The sequence below is a fragment of the Pseudomonas sp. B23(2017) genome (assembly GCF_002113725.1).
Taxonomy (GTDB): domain Bacteria; phylum Pseudomonadota; class Gammaproteobacteria; order Pseudomonadales; family Pseudomonadaceae; genus Aquipseudomonas; species Aquipseudomonas putida_Z.
In genome coordinates this window covers 1-15,945 of sequence record NZ_NEJM01000028.1, presented here as the reverse complement: position 1 = coordinate 15,945, position 15,945 = coordinate 1, and the positions used below count along the sequence as shown (strand labels likewise).

The 15,945-nt window shown below is 63.8% G+C and carries 15 protein-coding genes; 5 read left to right on the top strand and 10 right to left on the bottom strand.

Translation table 11 applies throughout. The annotated features are described in order from the left end of the window. Nucleotides 1-275: 275 nt before the first annotated feature. Complete coding sequence (locus tag CAG46_RS27085; protein WP_085619514.1) at nt 276-1,622, top strand: sorbosone dehydrogenase family protein; 1,347 nt, start codon at nt 276-278, stop codon at nt 1,620-1,622. Here CAG46_RS27085 and CAG46_RS27080 read toward each other — a convergent pair. From CAG46_RS27080 to CAG46_RS27060, 5 genes are all read right to left on the bottom strand, one after another. Continuing rightward, nucleotides 1,588-2,121 carry a C40 family peptidase gene (locus CAG46_RS27080; RefSeq protein WP_013971371.1) on the bottom strand — a complete coding sequence of 178 codons (534 nt, stop codon included), beginning with the start codon at nt 2,119-2,121 and terminating at the stop codon, nt 1,588-1,590. The two genes, CAG46_RS27085 and CAG46_RS27080, sit on opposite strands and share 35 nt — an antisense overlap. A gap of 139 nt (nt 2,122-2,260) precedes the next feature. Continuing rightward, nucleotides 2,261-2,914 (bottom strand): C40 family peptidase, encoded by a 654-nt coding sequence (locus tag CAG46_RS27075; RefSeq protein ID WP_084785065.1) that lies wholly within the window; start codon nt 2,912-2,914, stop codon nt 2,261-2,263. A 125-nt stretch (nt 2,915-3,039) separates the two neighbouring features. Further along, nucleotides 3,040-3,747, bottom strand: a complete 708-nt coding sequence (gene hda / locus CAG46_RS27070) for a DnaA regulatory inactivator Hda (protein WP_013971369.1) — start codon at nt 3,745-3,747, stop codon at nt 3,040-3,042. A 261-nt stretch (nt 3,748-4,008) separates the two neighbouring features. Next, on the bottom strand, nt 4,009-5,082 hold the full coding sequence (locus CAG46_RS27065; protein ID WP_085619512.1) for an AI-2E family transporter: 1,074 nt from the start codon (nt 5,080-5,082) through the stop codon (nt 4,009-4,011). Between the two features lie 12 nt (nt 5,083-5,094). Further along, nucleotides 5,095-6,153 carry a DUF2066 domain-containing protein gene (locus tag CAG46_RS27060; protein WP_085619510.1) on the bottom strand — a complete coding sequence of 353 codons (1,059 nt, stop codon included), beginning with the start codon at nt 6,151-6,153 and terminating at the stop codon, nt 5,095-5,097. 340 nt (nt 6,154-6,493) lie between these two features. Here CAG46_RS27060 and purM point away from each other — a divergent pair, with 340 nt between their 5' ends. The 4 genes from purM (at nt 6,494) to CAG46_RS27040 (ending at nt 9,429) form a co-directional block, all read left to right on the top strand. Beyond that, nucleotides 6,494-7,552, top strand: a complete 1,059-nt coding sequence (gene purM, locus CAG46_RS27055) for a phosphoribosylformylglycinamidine cyclo-ligase (RefSeq protein ID WP_013971366.1) — start codon at nt 6,494-6,496, stop codon at nt 7,550-7,552. Next, nucleotides 7,552-8,205, top strand: a complete 654-nt coding sequence (gene purN / locus CAG46_RS27050; protein ID WP_025338016.1) for a phosphoribosylglycinamide formyltransferase — start codon at nt 7,552-7,554, stop codon at nt 8,203-8,205. Before purM ends, purN begins: the two co-directional genes overlap by 1 nt. An 8-nt stretch (nt 8,206-8,213) precedes the next feature. Beyond that, nucleotides 8,214-8,924 carry a DUF3108 domain-containing protein gene (locus CAG46_RS27045; protein ID WP_025338015.1) on the top strand — a complete coding sequence of 237 codons (711 nt, stop codon included), beginning with the start codon at nt 8,214-8,216 and terminating at the stop codon, nt 8,922-8,924. Between the two features lie 322 nt (nt 8,925-9,246). Beyond that, nucleotides 9,247-9,429, top strand: coding sequence for a hypothetical protein (locus tag CAG46_RS27040; RefSeq protein WP_003257734.1), 183 nt, complete (start codon nt 9,247-9,249; stop codon nt 9,427-9,429). Between the two features lie 45 nt (nt 9,430-9,474). Here the strand turns inward: CAG46_RS27040 and CAG46_RS27035 are convergent, their stop codons facing one another. The 5 genes from CAG46_RS27035 to cysM form a co-directional block, all read right to left on the bottom strand. Then, nucleotides 9,475-10,014, bottom strand: coding sequence for a DUF2058 domain-containing protein (locus tag CAG46_RS27035; protein ID WP_025338014.1), 540 nt, complete (start codon nt 10,012-10,014; stop codon nt 9,475-9,477). Nucleotides 10,015-10,040: 26 nt separating this feature from the next. Next, entirely contained in the window at nt 10,041-10,874 is an 834-nt protein-coding gene (gene mazG, locus CAG46_RS27030) for a nucleoside triphosphate pyrophosphohydrolase (protein ID WP_025338013.1), read from the bottom strand. Nucleotides 10,875-11,019: 145 nt separating this feature from the next. After that, nucleotides 11,020-13,260 (bottom strand): GTP diphosphokinase, encoded by a 2,241-nt coding sequence (gene relA, locus CAG46_RS27020; protein ID WP_015269231.1) that lies wholly within the window; start codon nt 13,258-13,260, stop codon nt 11,020-11,022. Between the two features lie 96 nt (nt 13,261-13,356). Further along, nucleotides 13,357-14,715, bottom strand: a complete 1,359-nt coding sequence (gene rlmD / locus CAG46_RS27015) for a 23S rRNA (uracil(1939)-C(5))-methyltransferase RlmD (protein WP_061551293.1) — start codon at nt 14,713-14,715, stop codon at nt 13,357-13,359. Further along, nucleotides 14,716-15,615 carry a cysteine synthase CysM gene (cysM, locus tag CAG46_RS27010; protein WP_025338011.1) on the bottom strand — a complete coding sequence of 300 codons (900 nt, stop codon included), beginning with the start codon at nt 15,613-15,615 and terminating at the stop codon, nt 14,716-14,718. It abuts the gene before it with no gap. Between the last annotated feature and the right edge of the window lie 330 nt (nt 15,616-15,945).

Below are 15,945 nucleotides of genomic sequence, written 5' to 3'. Positions count from 1 at the left end.
CAGGCCCCATCCATGGGGCCTCAGCGCTTGACGGGCATCCATGCCCGTCACCTCCCTCCGCAGTCCCTTCGCTCGGCCTCCTGAAGTCGCAATCGGCGGTGCCTGAACTACCGCGCGCTTAGAAGCAAAAGCAAAAGCAACGGCAAAAGCAACGGCAACGGCAACGGCAACGGCAACGGCAACGGCAACGGCAACGGCAGTTGGATGGTTCCCGGGAACCCGGCGAACGTCGCCGACCTCTCAGTTCCATAGGCCTTCTTAGGAGGATGCCGCCCATGAAACACCTGATGCCTTGGTTATTGGCTGCCAGCCTGACTGCCTGCGGCGAAACCGCCCTGCTGAATGTACTCGACGGCAGTGGCCCAACCCCCCAGCTGCCTGCTCCGGTCAAGACCACCCTCCCCACCGTGAATATCGCCCCGGCAGTGGGCTGGCCCAAGGACGCCAAGCCCGAAGCAGCACCAGGCACTCAGGTGAAAGCGTTCGCCGCCGGGCTCGACCACCCTCGCTGGCTATACCTGCTGCCCAACGGCGACGTGCTGGTAGCTGAAACCAATGCCCCGCCCAAACCCGAAGATGGCAAGGGCCTGCGCGGTTGGGTCATGAAGAAGGTGATGAAGCGGGCAGGTGCAGGCGTGCCCAGCGCCAACCGCATTACCCTGCTACGGGATGCCGACCACGACGGCGTGGCTGAAATCCGCACGACCTTCATCGAAGAGCTCAACTCACCGTTCGGCATGGCCCTGGTCGGCAAGGACCTCTACGTCGCCAACACCGACAGGCTGCTGCGCTTTCACTACGAGCCCGGTGCCATGCAAATTCGCAATGAAGGCCAGCCGGTAGTCGAGTTGCCAGGCGGGCCGCTCAACCACCACTGGACCAAGAACGTCATCGCCAGCCCCGATGGCAAGAAGCTTTTCGTGACGGTCGGCTCCAACAGCAACGTAGGCGAAAACGGTATGGACAAGGAACAGAGACGCGCCGCGATCTGGGAAGTGGACCCCGCCAGCGGCCAGCACCACCTGTTCGCCACCGGCCTGCGCAACCCTAACGGCCTGGCCTGGGAGCCGCACAGCGGCGCGTTGTGGACGGCAGTCAACGAGCGTGACGAGATCGGTAGCGATCTGGTACCGGACTACATCACTTCCGTGAAGGACGGCGGTTTCTATGGTTGGCCCTACAGCTACTACGGCCGCCACGTGGACGAGCGCGTGCAACCGCCAGCGCCTGAAAAAGTGGCCCAGGCGCTGGTGCCCGACTACGCCGTGGGCCCTCACACGGCATCGCTGGGGCTGGCATTCGCCGAACCGAATGGGCTACCACCGCCCTTCGAACAAGGGGCATTCGTGGGCCAGCACGGGTCTTGGAACCGCAAGCCACACAGTGGCTACAAGGTGATTTTCGTACCGTTCGACCCGTCAGGAAAACCTTCGGGCAAGCCAGTGGACCTGCTTACCGGTTTTCTGGATGAGCATGGCAAGGCCCAAGGGCGACCGGTCGGTGTAATCACCGACGGGCGTGGCGGCGTGCTGGTAGCCGATGATGTCGGCAATGTGGTCTGGCGGGTGAGCAAAGCCCCGCCTGTCCTCAGGGGTTCTGCGCCAGATGCCCTTGCGGAATGACGCGTTTGGCCTGCAGGTAAGCCTTGGCCCAGTAGCTGTTGGACAGGTAGTCCAGGCGCACCGTGCCACCGCTGGAAGGTGCATGCACGAAGCGCCCTTCCCCGACATAAATGCCAGCATGGCTGACCTGCGAGCCGCCACTGGTGGCGAAGAACACCAGGTCACCGGACTGCAGCGACTTGGCATCCACGGTTGGCGCGCGCATGACGATCATCTCACGCGTCGAACGCGGCAGGCTGATGCCGGCAGCATCACGGTAGACGTACTTGATCAGGCCACTGCAATCGAAACCGGAGTCCGGCGTGTTGCCGCCCCAGCGATAAGGCGTGCCCACCAGGCCGATAGCACGCATCAGCACGTCATCGGCAATCGGCGAAGGGCTGGGCTGGCTATAGGTTACCTGCGGCTGTACCACAGGGGCCGGCGCAGGCGCACGGCTGGAGCAGGCAGCAAGCAAGGCTGCCAAGGAGAGAAATGCGAAGCGCGCCATCTTTACCATGGCCAGAACATCCTGTCTGAGTCCGCTGGGCCGCAGCCGAAAAGAATTGAGAATTTAGATTAGACGCTTTCTATAAATGCGCACGGCGGCGAGCTTTTTTCAAAGCATCGCCGCCGCGGCAGGATATATCATTTTGCTATCAGTTGCGCGCGATATTGGTGGTCGGCGCCATGGCCAAGGCACGCTTGGCTTCGATGAAGGTCTTGCTCCAGTAGCGGTCACCGAGGCTGTCGATGCGCACGCCACCACTGCGGCGGCTGCTGGAGTGGATGAACTGGTTGTCACCCAGGTAGATGCCGGCATGGCTCACGCGGCCGCGACCATTGGTGCTGAAGAACAGCAGGTCACCTGGCTTGAGCTTGTTGCGGGCCACTTTCGGGGCATCGACGTTGATCATTTCACGCGTGGAACGCGGCAGGGTAACGCCCGCCTCTTCGCGGAACAGGTAGCCGATGAAACCACTGCAGTCGAAGCCGGACTTCTCCGAGGTACCACCGAAGCGGTAGCGGGTGCCGATCAGCGACATGCCGCGCTCGAGAATGCTGTCAGCCAGAGCTGGCAACTGGTAAGGCTTGCTGCTGGAGAAAGCCTCCAGGTCATCTTCGGTGGCCAGCTCTTCCGGCTCGCCGAATACCGACGAGGACGAGGCTTTGGCCTTGAACGCCGATTGTGCGGCGATCGGGGAGTGATCCTGGGGCTGCGGCTCTGAATGAGAAGCTGGGCCTTGGGCCGCGCAGCCAAAAAGCAGGGTCACGAGTGCGAGTGGCACGAGGGGTGCGAAGCGCTTCAGCATGGGCACGACCGTGTCTGTAATCCTTTAGAAGGGTGAAACTATGCCCTCTATCATGGCCATTTGCAAATTTTATCGAAAAAGATGTGACTTTTTTGTTTTGCCGCTCTGGCCCAGCGTTTTCGGGGTTACCAACCCAGGGTTTCCTTGAGGAACGGGATGGTGAGCTTGCGTTGTGCCTGCAACGAGGCCTGGTCGAGACGTTCGAGCAGGTCGAACAACGCACTCATGCTGCGTGCGCCGCGGGTGAGGATGAAGTGACCGACTTCGTCGGTAAGGTGCAGGCCACGGCGCGAAGCACGCAGTTGCAGGGCACGCAGCTTGTCTTCGTCGGACAGGCCACGCATCTGGAACACCAGGGCCAGGGTCAGCCGCGACTTCAGGTCGGGCAGCTTGATCGGCAGTTCGCGCGGCGATGCCGAGGCAGCCAGCAGCAGGCGCCGGCCGCTGTCGCGCAGGCGGTTGAACAGGTGGAACATGGCCTCTTCCCAGTCAGCCTTGCCGGCGATCACGTGCAGGTCGTCGATGCACACCAGTTCGTACTGGGCCAGGTAGTCGAGCAGCCCTACGCCACGATCGAGCAATTGCGCCAGTGGCAGGTAGACGGCTGGCTCGCCGCGTTGCTGGAAGCGGTGGGTGGCGGCCTGTAGCAGGTGGGTACGGCCAACACCTTGCTTGCCCCACAGGTAGATAAGGCTCTCGGTCCAGCCGGCGTCGGCTTCGCATAGCCGCTCGACGTAGCCCAATGCCGCGGCATTGGCGCCCGGATAGTAGTTGATGAAGGTGGCGTCATCGCGCAGGCGCACACCCAGGGGCAACTGGATCGGTGGTTTCATGCTCGCGGGCGGTCGACAGGACCGCAGGGGGCCTTTGGTGAACAATGTGCAAAGTCTATACCCGCAGCGCGGGGCGCACAATCACGGCAGCGGATAGCACAAGTAAAATCAACGAGTTGCGATTTTTTTTGGCTGTTTTGGGGCTGCTTTGCAGCCCTTCGCGGGCTTGCCCGCTCCCACAGGGGGCGCGTAAATCATGGCCTCAGCGACACACCTGTGGGAGCGGGCAAGCCCGCGAAGGGCCGCAACGCGGCCCAGGGATCACAACTCCGGGTCGATATCCCCGGCATACATGTCCGATTCCTTGTACAGGTCATGTACATGCCGCAGCAGCACCATGATCACCGCCGCCACCGGCAGCGCCAGCAACACCCCGGTAAAGCCGAACAGCTCACCGCCGGCCAGGATCGCGAAGATCACCGCCACCGGGTGCAGGCCGATACGGTCGCCGACCAGCAGCGGGGTCAGCAACATGCCTTCCAGCGCCTGCCCGACCATGAACACCGCGACGATGCCCAGCATCGGGTACAGGTCGCCGCCGAACTGGAACAGGCCAGCCACCAAGGCCGCGCCGATACCGATGATGAAGCCCATGTAGGGCACGATAGCAGCCAGCCCGGCGAGCATGCCGATCAGCAGCCCCAGCTCCAGCCCCACCAGCATCAGCCCGGCTGAATAGATGATGCCCAGGGCCACCATCACCATCAATTGCCCGCGCACGAACGCCCCCAGCACTTCATGACACTCGCCCGCCAGGCCCATCACTTGCGGCTCACGCTGGCGCGGCAACAGGCCACGCAGCTTGGCCATCATCAGGTCCCAGTCGCGTAACAGATAGAAGCCCACCACCGGGATCAGCACCATGTTGGCGAGCCAGGCCATCAGCGCCAGGCTCGATGCGGTGGCATGGGACAGCAGCACGCCGACGATATCGGTGGTCTGGCCCATGTGCGTGCCGATGGCGGCCTTGATCTTGTCGAACTTCCAGAAGCCGTCAGCCAGGCCCAGGCGGCTCTGCACCCAGGGCAGCGCCACGTGCTCGAGCCAGTCGAGCATCTGCGGCGCCAGTTCGTACAGGCGCACCAGCTGCTTGGCCAGCAGCGGCACCAATACCAGCAGCAAGGCCAGCAACAGCAAGGTAAACAGGCCGAAAACCACCACCACGCCCCAGGTGCGCGACAGCCCCAGGCGCTCCAGGCGGTCGACCAGCGGGTCGGCCAGGTAGGCCAGCAGGATGCCGACCAGGAACGGGGTAAGAATGTTGTGCAGGCTGTAAAGCAGCACGGCGACCAGCAGGGCAACGCCCAGCCAGATCCAACGACGTACGTCGGTCACGGTGTGCTCCCCTTACCAGCGAAAACGCAAACCGTCGAACGGCTTGGGTGCTGGCTGGGCCGGCACTGGTTGCCCAGCGTCTGCCGGAGCTGGAGGGGGCTGCACAGCGGGCGCCTGCTCTACCGGTACTTCCTGCAGCTTGGCCAGGCCAAGCTGGGCGCGCAGCTGTTCGCGGTTGGCGGTCACGCCGTAGGTCAGGGTGCTGCCTTCGGCCATCTGCAGGCGCGGGCCAAAGGGTTCGAGCAAGCGGGCCAACTCGGCGTAGCGCTGCAGGTTCATCCCCTGCACTTGCACCTGCAACTGGCTGCTGGCGCCCGGGCGGGTGACGTAGCGCGGCGCCAGGCGGCTGCTGAGCGCCAGCATCACGGCGTCGGCCAATGCTGCCGGGTCGGCACCTTCTGCAGTGCCTTGTTCACGCTGGTCGCCCAGCCACAGCTGCCATTTGCCCTGCCACTTGCCGTCGGCTTCCCGGGCATGCACCGCCAGCAATGCATCGGCGCCGTAACGCCCTGAGGCTTCGCGCAGCGCCGCAGGGTCACTGCCTTCGATCTGCTCGGCATTGGCCACCAGTTGCTCCTGCAGGTCGGCCAGCGGCAGGCGCAACGGCAGGCCACGGTGCTGGGCGGCGCGGCGCAGGGGTTGGGCGCTGGCCTGGCCGTCACCGACCAGGTTGCTGCCTTCGGCGCTGTCGTTCAGCCACCAGCCCAGGATCGAGGGGCGGTTGCTGCCCCACAAGGCCAGGCCGGCCTTGCGCAAGGCCCGTTCGGTACTGCCAGGATCGAACTCGACCAGCACCGACTCGGGTGGCCCGGCTTCGCTGGCGACCTGGTTGATGATTTGCTGCGGGTCCTTGCGCAGCCCGGCCAATGCCGGGCTTTGCGCTGCCTTGGGGTCGCCGGTCAGTCGCGTTACCAGGGTATCGAGGGCCTGGATGGTAGCCGCGGCACGGGCTTCGGCGCCCTGCCCGGATACCGGCTCGCGCACCTGGTACAGGCCGGAGACACTTTCAGCCTGGGCAGTGGCCGAGATCAGGGCCAGGCAACCGACTGCCAGAATATTGAAGAGACGCATGGAGGATTCCTGTCCAGAACACATGGAGCGACGGAGCGCTGCCTGCAGGCTGTGACCGCCACGGGCAAGAAATGCTCCGTGGCACCGGGCATTTCTGCCTGCCACCTTTCCTATACCTTATACAGCCACCCGCGCGGCAACCAGTCGCGGCCCGTGAAAGGATGTTTTTTTAATGCTTTCGGCACCTGCCCGTCGGCCTGAGGATGGCCGCTGCCCGGCAACCCTGATAAAATCGCGCGCCTTCACAGACCACTGACGTTTCAGGCAGCCGCCGCTTACCAGCCGGCCTTGGCCGTCATGGTCGTTTTTAAGAATCCCTCCCTCCTAAAGGCCTGGATCAATGAGCAAGCAACCCTCCCTGAGCTACAAGGACGCCGGTGTAGACATCGACGCCGGCGAAGCACTGGTCGAACGCATCAAGGGCGTGGCAAAACGCACCGCACGCCCTGAAGTCATGGGTGGCCTGGGCGGCTTCGGCGCCCTCTGCGAGATCCCGGCCGGCTACAAGCAGCCGGTGCTGGTCTCCGGCACCGACGGCGTCGGCACCAAGCTGCGCCTGGCACTGAACCTGAACAAGCACGACAGCATCGGCCAGGACCTGGTCGCCATGTGCGTCAACGACCTGGTAGTGTGCGGCGCCGAGCCGCTGTTCTTCCTCGACTACTATGCCACCGGCAAACTGAACGTCGACGTGGCCGCCACCGTGGTCACCGGCATCGGTGCCGGTTGCGAACTGGCCGGCTGCTCGCTGGTCGGTGGTGAAACCGCCGAAATGCCTGGCATGTACGAAGGCGAAGACTACGACCTGGCCGGCTTCTGCGTCGGCGTGGTGGAAAAGGCCGAGATCATCGACGGCTCCAAGGTTGCCACCGGCGACGCACTGATCGCCCTGCCGTCCTCGGGCCCGCACTCCAACGGCTACTCGCTGATCCGCAAGATCCTCGAAGTGTCCGCCACCGACATCGAGAACACCCAGCTGGACGGCAAGCCGCTGACCGACCTGCTGATGGCGCCGACCCGCATCTACGTCAAGCCGCTGCTGCAACTGATCAAGAACACCGGCGCGGTCAAGGCCATGGCCCACATCACCGGTGGCGGCCTGCTGGACAACATCCCGCGCGTACTGCCGGCCAACGCCCAGGCGGTCATCGACGTGGCCAGCTGGCAGCGCCCGGCGGTGTTCGACTTCCTGCAGGAAAAAGGCAACGTCGACGAGCATGAAATGCACCGCGTGCTGAACTGCGGCGTCGGCATGGTCATCTGCGTGGCTCAGGATCAGGTAGAAGCTGCCCTGAACGAACTGCGCGCCGCTGGCGAGCAGCCATGGGTGATCGGCCACATCGCCGAAGCCGCCGAGGGCGCTGCCCAGGTCGAGCTGCAGAACCTCAAGGCACACTGATGCCAAGCAAGACCTGCAATGTAGTGGTACTGCTGTCGGGCTCCGGCAGCAACCTGCAAGCCCTGATCGACAGCTGCCAAGGCCAGGACAGCCCGGTGCGCATCCGTGCGGTGGTTTCCAACCGCGCCGATGCCTACGGCCTGCAACGCGCCGCGGCGGCCGGCATCGACAGCGTCGTGCTCGAGCACACCCAGTTCGACGGCCGTGAAGCCTTCGATGCCGCGCTGATGGCGCGCATCGACGCTTTCGCCCCGGACCTGGTGGTGCTGGCCGGTTTCATGCGCATCCTCAGTGGCGACTTCGTGCGCCACTACCAGGGCCGCCTGCTCAACATCCACCCGTCGCTGCTGCCCAAGTACAAGGGCCTGCATACCCACCGCCGGGCGCTGGAGGCAGGCGACGCCGAGCACGGCTGCAGCGTACACTTCGTGACTGAGGAACTCGATGGCGGCCCACTGGTCGTACAGGCTGTGGTACCGGTGGCGTCTGACGACACCGTCGAAAGCCTGGCCCAGCGGGTACACCGCCAGGAACACCTGATCTACCCGCTGGCGGTGCGCTGGTTCGCCGAAGGGCGCTTGCGCCTTGGCGAACAGGGTGCATTACTGGATGGCCAGCCCCTGGCGGCCAGCGGTCACTTGATTCGATCCTAGGAGAATTTATGCGTCGCGCCCTGCTCTTGGCTCTCGCCGTGCTCGCCCTGCCCCTCCAGGCAGCTGATCTGAAGCCGTTCTCGGCCAGCTACACCGCAGACTGGAAGCAACTGCCCATGAGCGGCACCGCCGAGCGCAGCCTGGTCAAGAATGCCAACGGTACCTGGGACCTTAACTTCAAGGCTTCCATGATGATCGCCAGCCTGACCGAGCAAAGCACCCTGCGCCTGGACAACGACACCCTGCTGCCGCAGAAGTACCACTTCGAGCGTGGCGGCCTGGGCAAGGCCAAGAAGGTCGACCTGACCTTCGACTGGAACAGCAAGAAGGTCACCGGCAGCGACCGTGGCGATGCCATCAGCCTGCCGCTGAACCGTGGCGTGCTGGACAAGTCGTCCTACCAGCTGGCCCTGCAGCATGACGTGGCCGCCGGCAAGAAAAGCATGACCTACCAGGTAGTCGACGGTGACGAGATCGACACCTACGACTTCCGCGTGCTGGGCACCGAAAAGGTCACTACCAAGACCGGCCAGGTCGATGCGGTGAAGGTCGAGCGCGTGCGCGACCCAAGCCAGAGCAAGCGCATCACCGAGCTGTGGTTCGCCAAGAACTGGGACTACCTGCTGGTGCAACTGCGCCAGGTCGAGACTGATGGCAAGGAATACGTGATCGTGCTGCAGGATGGCACGGTCGATGGCAAGCCGGTGAAGGGCAACTGAGCCAGCGCTGCATGCAGCACTCGAAGCCCCGCCTTGTGCGGGGCTTTTTTCTGCCTGCCTTGCACCGACGCCTGTAGGAGCGGCCTTGTGTCGCGATGGGGCGCGCAGCGGCCCCAGGATCTTTGCCTCAACGCAAGATTGCCGGGGCCGCTGCGCGCCCCATCGCGACACAAGGCCGCTCCTACAAAAGCGCACATGCCGGCCCAAAGGCTGATCATGAAACTTGTTTCATGCCGGTTTTATTTACTTAGCCTGCTAACAAACTCTATAAAGAGGTTGTGCGACACAGTGTCGCAGCCAACTGAAGCAGTGGAGTTTAACGATGACAGTCCAAGTAACCGAACGCGACGAATCGAAAATGTCCCACGAAGGCCTGGCCGCTGGTGTGCGGATCTGGGATGTGCACCAACAGGGCCAGCTGGTGGGGATGTTCCACAACGAACATGAAGCACACCAGTACCGTACAGAGCTGGAAAACCTGGAAAACCAGCGCGCCACGCAATGACCCATCTTCAAATGAAAAACCCCGCCAAGGCGGGGTTTTTCGTGGTTACCACATCAGATCATCAGGGATCTTGTAGGCCGCGTACGGGTCGTCCTCGTCCGCTTCCTCGACATGGGTATTCAGCAACAGGATACGGTTGGGGTCGCGCTCCTGGATCTTCACCGCCGCCTCACGAGGGATCACCTCGTAACCGCCGGCAAACGACACCACGGCCAGCGCGCCATTGCTCAGCTTGGTCCGCATCAGGGCATTGACGGCAATGCGCTTGACCTTCTTGTCGTCGACGAAGTTGTAGTAGTCCTCGGTGCTCAGCTTCGGCAGGCGAGTCGCTTCGATCAACTGCTTGATCTGCGCGGCGCGGGCCTTCTGCTCGGCTTTTTCCTGCTGCTGGCGGTTCAGTTCCTGGTCACGCTTGGCTTTCTCGGCCATGGCTTCCTTGGCCAAGCGCTGCTGGCTGTCGTCCACCTCGACCTGGCCTTTGTGCTCCAGGCGTTTCTGTTTCTTCTCGGCCTTGTTGGCCTGGGAAACCTGTTTCTGGTTGACCAGACCGGCTTTGAGCAGTTGGTCGCGAAGGGAAAGGCTCATGAATGTTCACTCACTTATGCAACAGCTCAGCCGCAGCTGGGCAGGTTCTTTTCCTGACGTTTGGCTTCACCCCAAAGGGCATCCAGTTCGTCAAGGTTACAATCTTCGATGGGTCGGCCACTGTCGCGCAATGCCTGTTCGATGAAGCGGAAACGCCGCTCGAACTTGCGATTGGCACGGCGCAGGGCGTGTTCCGGGTCATGCTTGAGGTGGCGGGCCAGGTTGACGGCGGCAAACAGCAGGTCGCCGATTTCATCCTCGAGCGCATCGGCATCGCCGTCGGCCATGGCCTGCAGCACTTCGTCCAGCTCTTCGCGGACCTTGTCCAGCACCGGCAATGCCGCTGGCCAGTCGAAACCGACCGTGGCCGCGCGCTTTTGCAGTTTGGCTGCCCGCGACAACGCCGGCAATGCCGCTGGTACGTCGTCGAGCAGCGACAGCTGTTCGGGCTGGCTCTTTTCCGCCCGCTCTTCAGCCTTGATTTCTTCCCAGCGTGACTTGACCTGGGCCTCGCTCAGGCTGGGGGTGTCCACCGGCGCGTACAGCTCGCCGGTGGGGAATACATGCGGGTGACGGCGAATGAGCTTGCGGGTGATGCTGTCGACCACGCCGTCGAACTCGAAACGCCCTTCCTCGCGGGCCAGCTGGCTGTAGTAGACCACCTGGAACAGCAGGTCGCCCAGCTCACCTTGCAGGTGCTCGAAGTCGCCACGCTCGATGGTGTCGGCAACCTCGTAGGCCTCTTCGATGGTGTGCGGGACGATGCTCGCGTAGTTCTGCTTCAGGTCCCACGGGCAGCCGTACTGCGGGTCGCGCAGGCGGGCCATGAGGTGCAGCAGGTCTTCGAGGGTGTAGGTCATGGTCAGCTATTCCTCGGCGGGGGCTTTGCCCCCGATCGCCGGCAAGCCAGCTCCCACAGGTATTGCACAGGACTTGAGGCCTGCGGAGTACCTGTGGGAGCTGGCTTGCCGGCGATGGGCCGCACAGCGGCCCCAATCCAGTTTATCAAGGGGTACGATTACGCCGCGTCTCGATGATGTTCGGCAACTGCGAGATCCGCCCCAGCAGGCGCCCCAGCGCATCCAGGCCTGGAATCTCGATGGTCAGCGACATCAGCGCGGTGTTGTCTTCCTTGTTTGAGCGGGTGTTCACCGCCAGCACGTTGATCTTCTCGTTCAGCAGCACTTGCGACACATCGCGCAGCAAGCCCGGGCGGTCGTAGGCACGGATGACGATGTCGACCGGGTAGGTCTGCACCGGGATCGGCCCCCAGCTGACCTGGATCATGCGCTCCGGCTCCTTGCCCGCCAACTGCAGCACCGAGGCGCAGTCCTGGCGGTGGATGCTCACCCCGCGGCCCTGGGTGATGTAGCCGACGATGGCGTCACCCGGCAGCGGCTGGCAGCAGCCAGCCATCTGCGTCAGCAGGTTGCCGACGCCCTGGATCTGGATGTCGCCACGCTTGCCGGTACGCGGCCCGGTAGGCTTGCGCGGTACCAGTTCGATCTGCTCGATGCGCTCGGGCTCCAGCAACTGCTGGGCGGCGTTGACCAGGTGCGCCAGGCGCAGGTCGCCAGCACCGAGCGAGGCGAACATGTCCTCGGCGGTCTTGACATTGGTCTTCTCGGCCAGGCGCTCGAAATCCACCTGCGGCAGGCCCAGGCGGCTGAGCTCGCGTTCGAGCAAGGTCTTGCCGGCCGCGACGTTCTGGTCGCGCGCCTGCAGCTTGAACCAGTGCACGATCTTGGCCCGCGCCCGCGAGGTGGTGACGTAGCCCAGGTTGGAGTTCAACCAGTCACGGCTGGGGTTGCCATGCTTGCTGGTGATGATCTCGACCTGCTCCCCGGTCTGCAGGCTGTAGTTGAGCGGCACGATGCGCCCGTTGATCTTGGCGCCGCGGCAGTTGTGGCCGATTTCGGTGTGCACGCGGTAGGCGAAGTCCAGCGGCGTGGCCCCCTTTGGCAAGTCGATGGCATGGCCGTCCGGGGTGAACACGTAGACCCGGTCCGGCTCGATGTCGACCCGCAGCTGCTCGGCCAGGCCACCGATGTCGCCCAGCTCTTCGTGCCACTCCAGCACCTGGCGCAGCCAGGAGATCTTCTCTTCGTAATGGTTGGAGCTGGACTTGACGTCGGTGCCTTTGTAACGCCAGTGGGCGCAAACCCCAAGCTCGGCTTCCTCGTGCATGCCGTGGGTACGGATCTGCACTTCCAGCACCTTGCCCTCGGGGCCGATCACCGCGGTGTGCAGCGAGCGATAGCCGTTCTCCTTGGGGTTGGCGATGTAGTCGTCGAACTCCTTGGGGATATGCCGCCACAGGGTATGCACGATGCCCAGCGCGGTGTAGCAGTCGCGGATTTCCGGCACCAGCACGCGGACCGCGCGCACGTCGTAGATCTGGCTGAATTCCAGGCCTTTGCGCTGCATCTTGCGCCAGATCGAATAGATATGTTTCGCCCGGCCGCTGATGTCGGCCTTGACGCCAGTGGCCAGCAGCTCGTTCTGCAGCTGGTTCATCACCTCGCTGATGAAGCGCTCGCGGTCCAGCCGGCGCTCGTGCAGCAGCTTGGCAATCTGTTTGTACTGGTCGGGTTCGAGGTAGCGGAAGGACAGGTCTTCCAGCTCCCACTTGATGTGGCCGATACCCAGGCGGTGCGCCAGCGGCGCATAGATGTCGAACACCTCGCGCGCGACACGCAGGCGTTTCTCGTCGTCGGCGGCCTTGACCGCACGGATCGCGCAGGTACGCTCGGCCAGCTTGATCAGCGCCACGCGCACGTCGTCGACCATGGCCACGAGCATCTTGCGCAGGTTCTCGACCTGCGCCTGCGAACCCAGTACCAGCGATTGGCGCGGGCTGAGGCTGGCGCTGATGGCGGCCATGCGCAGCACACCGTCGATCAGCTTGGACACCACCGGGCCAAAGCGCTGGCTGACCTCGGCCAGAGTCACCTTGCCCTCGCGCACCGAGCGGTAGATGACCGCCGCCACCAGGGAATCCTGGTCGAGCTTGAGGTCGGCGAGGATTTCGGCGATCTCCAGGCCCGCCTGGAAGCTGGACGTACCGTCCGCCCAGGAATGCTTGGCCGGGTTGCCCTTTTTCTCGACTTCATGGGCAAACTCGCAGGCCTCTTTCAGCGCTGCGCGATCCAGTGCCGAATCGACGCTTACCACATGGTCCAACCATGCTTCGAGATTGATACTGCCGTCGGTGTTGACCGGCTGGTGCACTCTCACCTGTACCATCTTTGTTTTACCTTTCCATACAGCGCACCACGCGGGTGCGCTGGCAATCACCGTGCGGCCACCCTTCCGTGAAAGCCGCACCAAGGGGCCAGTCAGCTAGCCCGCTTCGAATAACGCCATGGCCTCGACATGCGCCGTCTGAGGAAACATGTCGAGAATCCCGGCCCTTTTTAACCGGTACCCCTGGCCGACCAGCACCTGGGCGTCTCGCGCCAGCGTGGCCGGGTTGCACGATACATAGACCAGCCTTCTGGCCTTGAGGCGGGCGATGCCTTGCACCACCTCGAAAGCACCGTCGCGCGGTGGGTCCAAGAGTACCGCAGAAAAGCCCTCGGCGGCCCATCCGGCGCCCGCCAAAGGCTGCGATAAATCGGCCTGAAAAAACCGTGCGTTATGCACATTGTTGTTCCGGGCATTGGCCGCGGCCCGATCGACCATGGCCTGCACACCTTCCACAGCAACCACCTCGCGCGCCTGGCGAGCCAGCGGCAGGGCGAAGTTGCCCAGGCCGCAGAAAAGGTCCAGCACGCGCTCGTCGGCCTGGGGTGCCAGCCAGGCCAGGGCCTGCTCGATCATCGCCGTGTTGACCTGGGCATTCACCTGCACGAAGTCACCTGGGCGCCAGGCCAGTTCCAGCTGCCAGGGCGCCAGGGCAAAGCCCAGTTGCGCGGCCGGGTCCACTGGCGCCGGCTCACCTTCGCCCTGCAGCCACAACTGGGCATTGGCCTGCTCGCAGAACGCCTGCAGCCTGGCCAGGTCTTCAGCCGGCAACGGCGCGACATGGCGCACCAGCAGCGCCTCGGCAGTGCCGCTGAACAGTTCCACATGGCCCAGCGCCTGCGGCTTGCTCAGCGAGCGCAGCACGGTCGGCAAGTGGCGCAGAATCGATTGCAAGGGCTGTACCAGCACCGCGCAATCGTCGATGGCAATGATGTCCTGGCTGGCTTCGGCGCGGAAGCCGACCTCCAGCTGGCGCGCCTTGGCGTCCCAGCGCACGGCCACGCGGGCGCGTCGCCGGTAGCCGAACTCCGGCCCGCTCAGCGGTGCGGCCCATTCCTCGGGCTGCACGCCGGCCACCCGCTGCAGCTGCTCGGCCAGGGTGCGCTGCTTGAGCGCCAGTTGCGCTTCATGCGGCAGGTGCTGCAGGTTGCAGCCACCGCAGCGCTCGTAATACCGGCATGGAGCCTGACGGCGCTCGGGGCTGGCCTGCAGCAGGCGCTCAAGGCGGGCCTCGACCACTTTGCCACGGGCATTGAGCACCCGCGCCTCCACGGCCTCGCCGGCCAGGGCGCCACTGACGAACCAGGTGCGCCCTTCGTGGAAGGCAATGCCCCGGCCGTCACCGGCCAGGCGCTCGATTTCCAGGCGCTGCTTCTTGCCCACCGGGACCTGGGGGCTGCGGTTGCCGCCGGCCGGCTGGAAGCGCAGGCCGCTGTTGCTTTTCTTCTTGGACATTTAGCTCGGGTCGAACAGGCCGGTAGACAGGTAACGATCGCCACGGTCGCAGATGATGGCGACCATCGTGGCATTTTCCACCTCGCGGGACAGGCGCAGCATGGCCGCGACTGCACCACCGGAAGACACGCCGCAGAAAATGCCCTCTTCACGGGCAAGGCGGCGGGTGGTTTCCTCGGCTTCCTGCTGCGACATGTCGACCACGCGGTCGACACGGCTGGCGTCGAAGATTTTCGGCAGGTATTCCTCGGGCCAGCGGCGGATGCCCGGAATGGCCGAGCCTTCCATTGGTTGCAGGCCGACGATCTGCACCGCCGGGTTCTGTTCCTTGAGGTACTGCGAGCAGCCCATGATGGTACCGGTGGTACCCATGGAGCTGATGAAATGAGTGATGGTGCCCTGGGTCTGCTGCCAGATTTCGGGGCCGGTGCTGTTGTAGTGGGCGATGGGGTTGTCGCCGTTGGCGAACTGGTCCAGCACCAGGCCGCGGCCTTCGGCCTGCAGCTTCTCGGCCAGGTCACGGGCGCCTTCCATGCCCTCTTCCTTGGTCACCAGGATCAGCTCGGCGCCGTAGGCGGTCATGGCGGCCTTGCGCTCGGCGGTGGAGTTGTCGGGCATTATCAGGATCATCTTGTAGCCCTTGATCGCCGCAGCCATCGCCAGGGCGATGCCGGTGTTGCCGGAGGTGGCTTCGATCAGGGTGTCGCCGGGTTTGATCTGGCCACGCAGTTCGGCGCGGGTGATCATCGACAGTGCCGGGCGGTCCTTCACCGAGCCGGCGGGATTGTTACCTTCGAGCTTGAGCAGGAGGGTGTTGCTGGTTTCGCCAGCGATACGCTGCAGGCGAACCAGGGGCGTATTGCCGACGCAATCGGCGATGGTTGGGTACTGCAAGGTCATGGCGTATTTCACAATCCGGACGGCAGGGGTGCCTATCATACCGGCAAACCCTTCCCGGCCATATCACGCAATCTGTGGTGAATATAGCTACAAGCTATATACCGGCGTGTATTGCGTGCACGGCCTTTGTAGGAGCGGCCTTGTGTCGCGATGGGGCGCGCAGCGGCCCCGGCAATATATGCGGCGAAGCTGAAACCTAGGGGCCGCTGCGCGCCCCATCGCGACACAAGGTGAACTGGCCTAATGATTTTGGACACCTTCATCGGGCGTTATGATGGCGCCCAATTGGAGGCAAAATCAGTGCGTAAATCTTATTCAAGAGAATACAAA

Excerpts from the sequence above, each read along its gene's own strand:
- CAG46_RS27085 (WP_085619514.1), top strand. The coding sequence starts at position 276 with ATGAAACACCTGATGCCTTGGTTATTGGCTGCCAGCCTGACTGCCTGC.
- CAG46_RS27035 (WP_025338014.1), bottom strand. The coding sequence starts at position 10,014 with ATGAGCCTTTCCCTTCGCGACCAACTGCTCAAAGCCGGTCTGGTCAAC.
- CAG46_RS27040 (WP_003257734.1), top strand. The coding sequence starts at position 9,247 with ATGACAGTCCAAGTAACCGAACGCGACGAATCGAAAATGTCCCACGAA.
- mazG (WP_025338013.1), bottom strand. The coding sequence starts at position 10,874 with ATGACCTACACCCTCGAAGACCTGCTGCACCTCATGGCCCGCCTGCGC.
- relA (WP_015269231.1), bottom strand. The coding sequence starts at position 13,260 with ATGGTACAGGTGAGAGTGCACCAGCCGGTCAACACCGACGGCAGTATC.
- cysM (WP_025338011.1), bottom strand. The coding sequence starts at position 15,615 with ATGACCTTGCAGTACCCAACCATCGCCGATTGCGTCGGCAATACGCCC.
- rlmD (WP_061551293.1), bottom strand. The coding sequence starts at position 14,715 with ATGTCCAAGAAGAAAAGCAACAGCGGCCTGCGCTTCCAGCCGGCCGGC.
- CAG46_RS27080 (WP_013971371.1), bottom strand. The coding sequence starts at position 2,121 with ATGGTAAAGATGGCGCGCTTCGCATTTCTCTCCTTGGCAGCCTTGCTT.
- purN (WP_025338016.1), top strand. The coding sequence starts at position 7,552 with ATGCCAAGCAAGACCTGCAATGTAGTGGTACTGCTGTCGGGCTCCGGC.
- CAG46_RS27045 (WP_025338015.1), top strand. The coding sequence starts at position 8,214 with ATGCGTCGCGCCCTGCTCTTGGCTCTCGCCGTGCTCGCCCTGCCCCTC.
- CAG46_RS27075 (WP_084785065.1), bottom strand. The coding sequence starts at position 2,914 with ATGCTGAAGCGCTTCGCACCCCTCGTGCCACTCGCACTCGTGACCCTG.
- CAG46_RS27060 (WP_085619510.1), bottom strand. The coding sequence starts at position 6,153 with ATGCGTCTCTTCAATATTCTGGCAGTCGGTTGCCTGGCCCTGATCTCG.
- purM (WP_013971366.1), top strand. The coding sequence starts at position 6,494 with ATGAGCAAGCAACCCTCCCTGAGCTACAAGGACGCCGGTGTAGACATC.
- hda (WP_013971369.1), bottom strand. The coding sequence starts at position 3,747 with ATGAAACCACCGATCCAGTTGCCCCTGGGTGTGCGCCTGCGCGATGAC.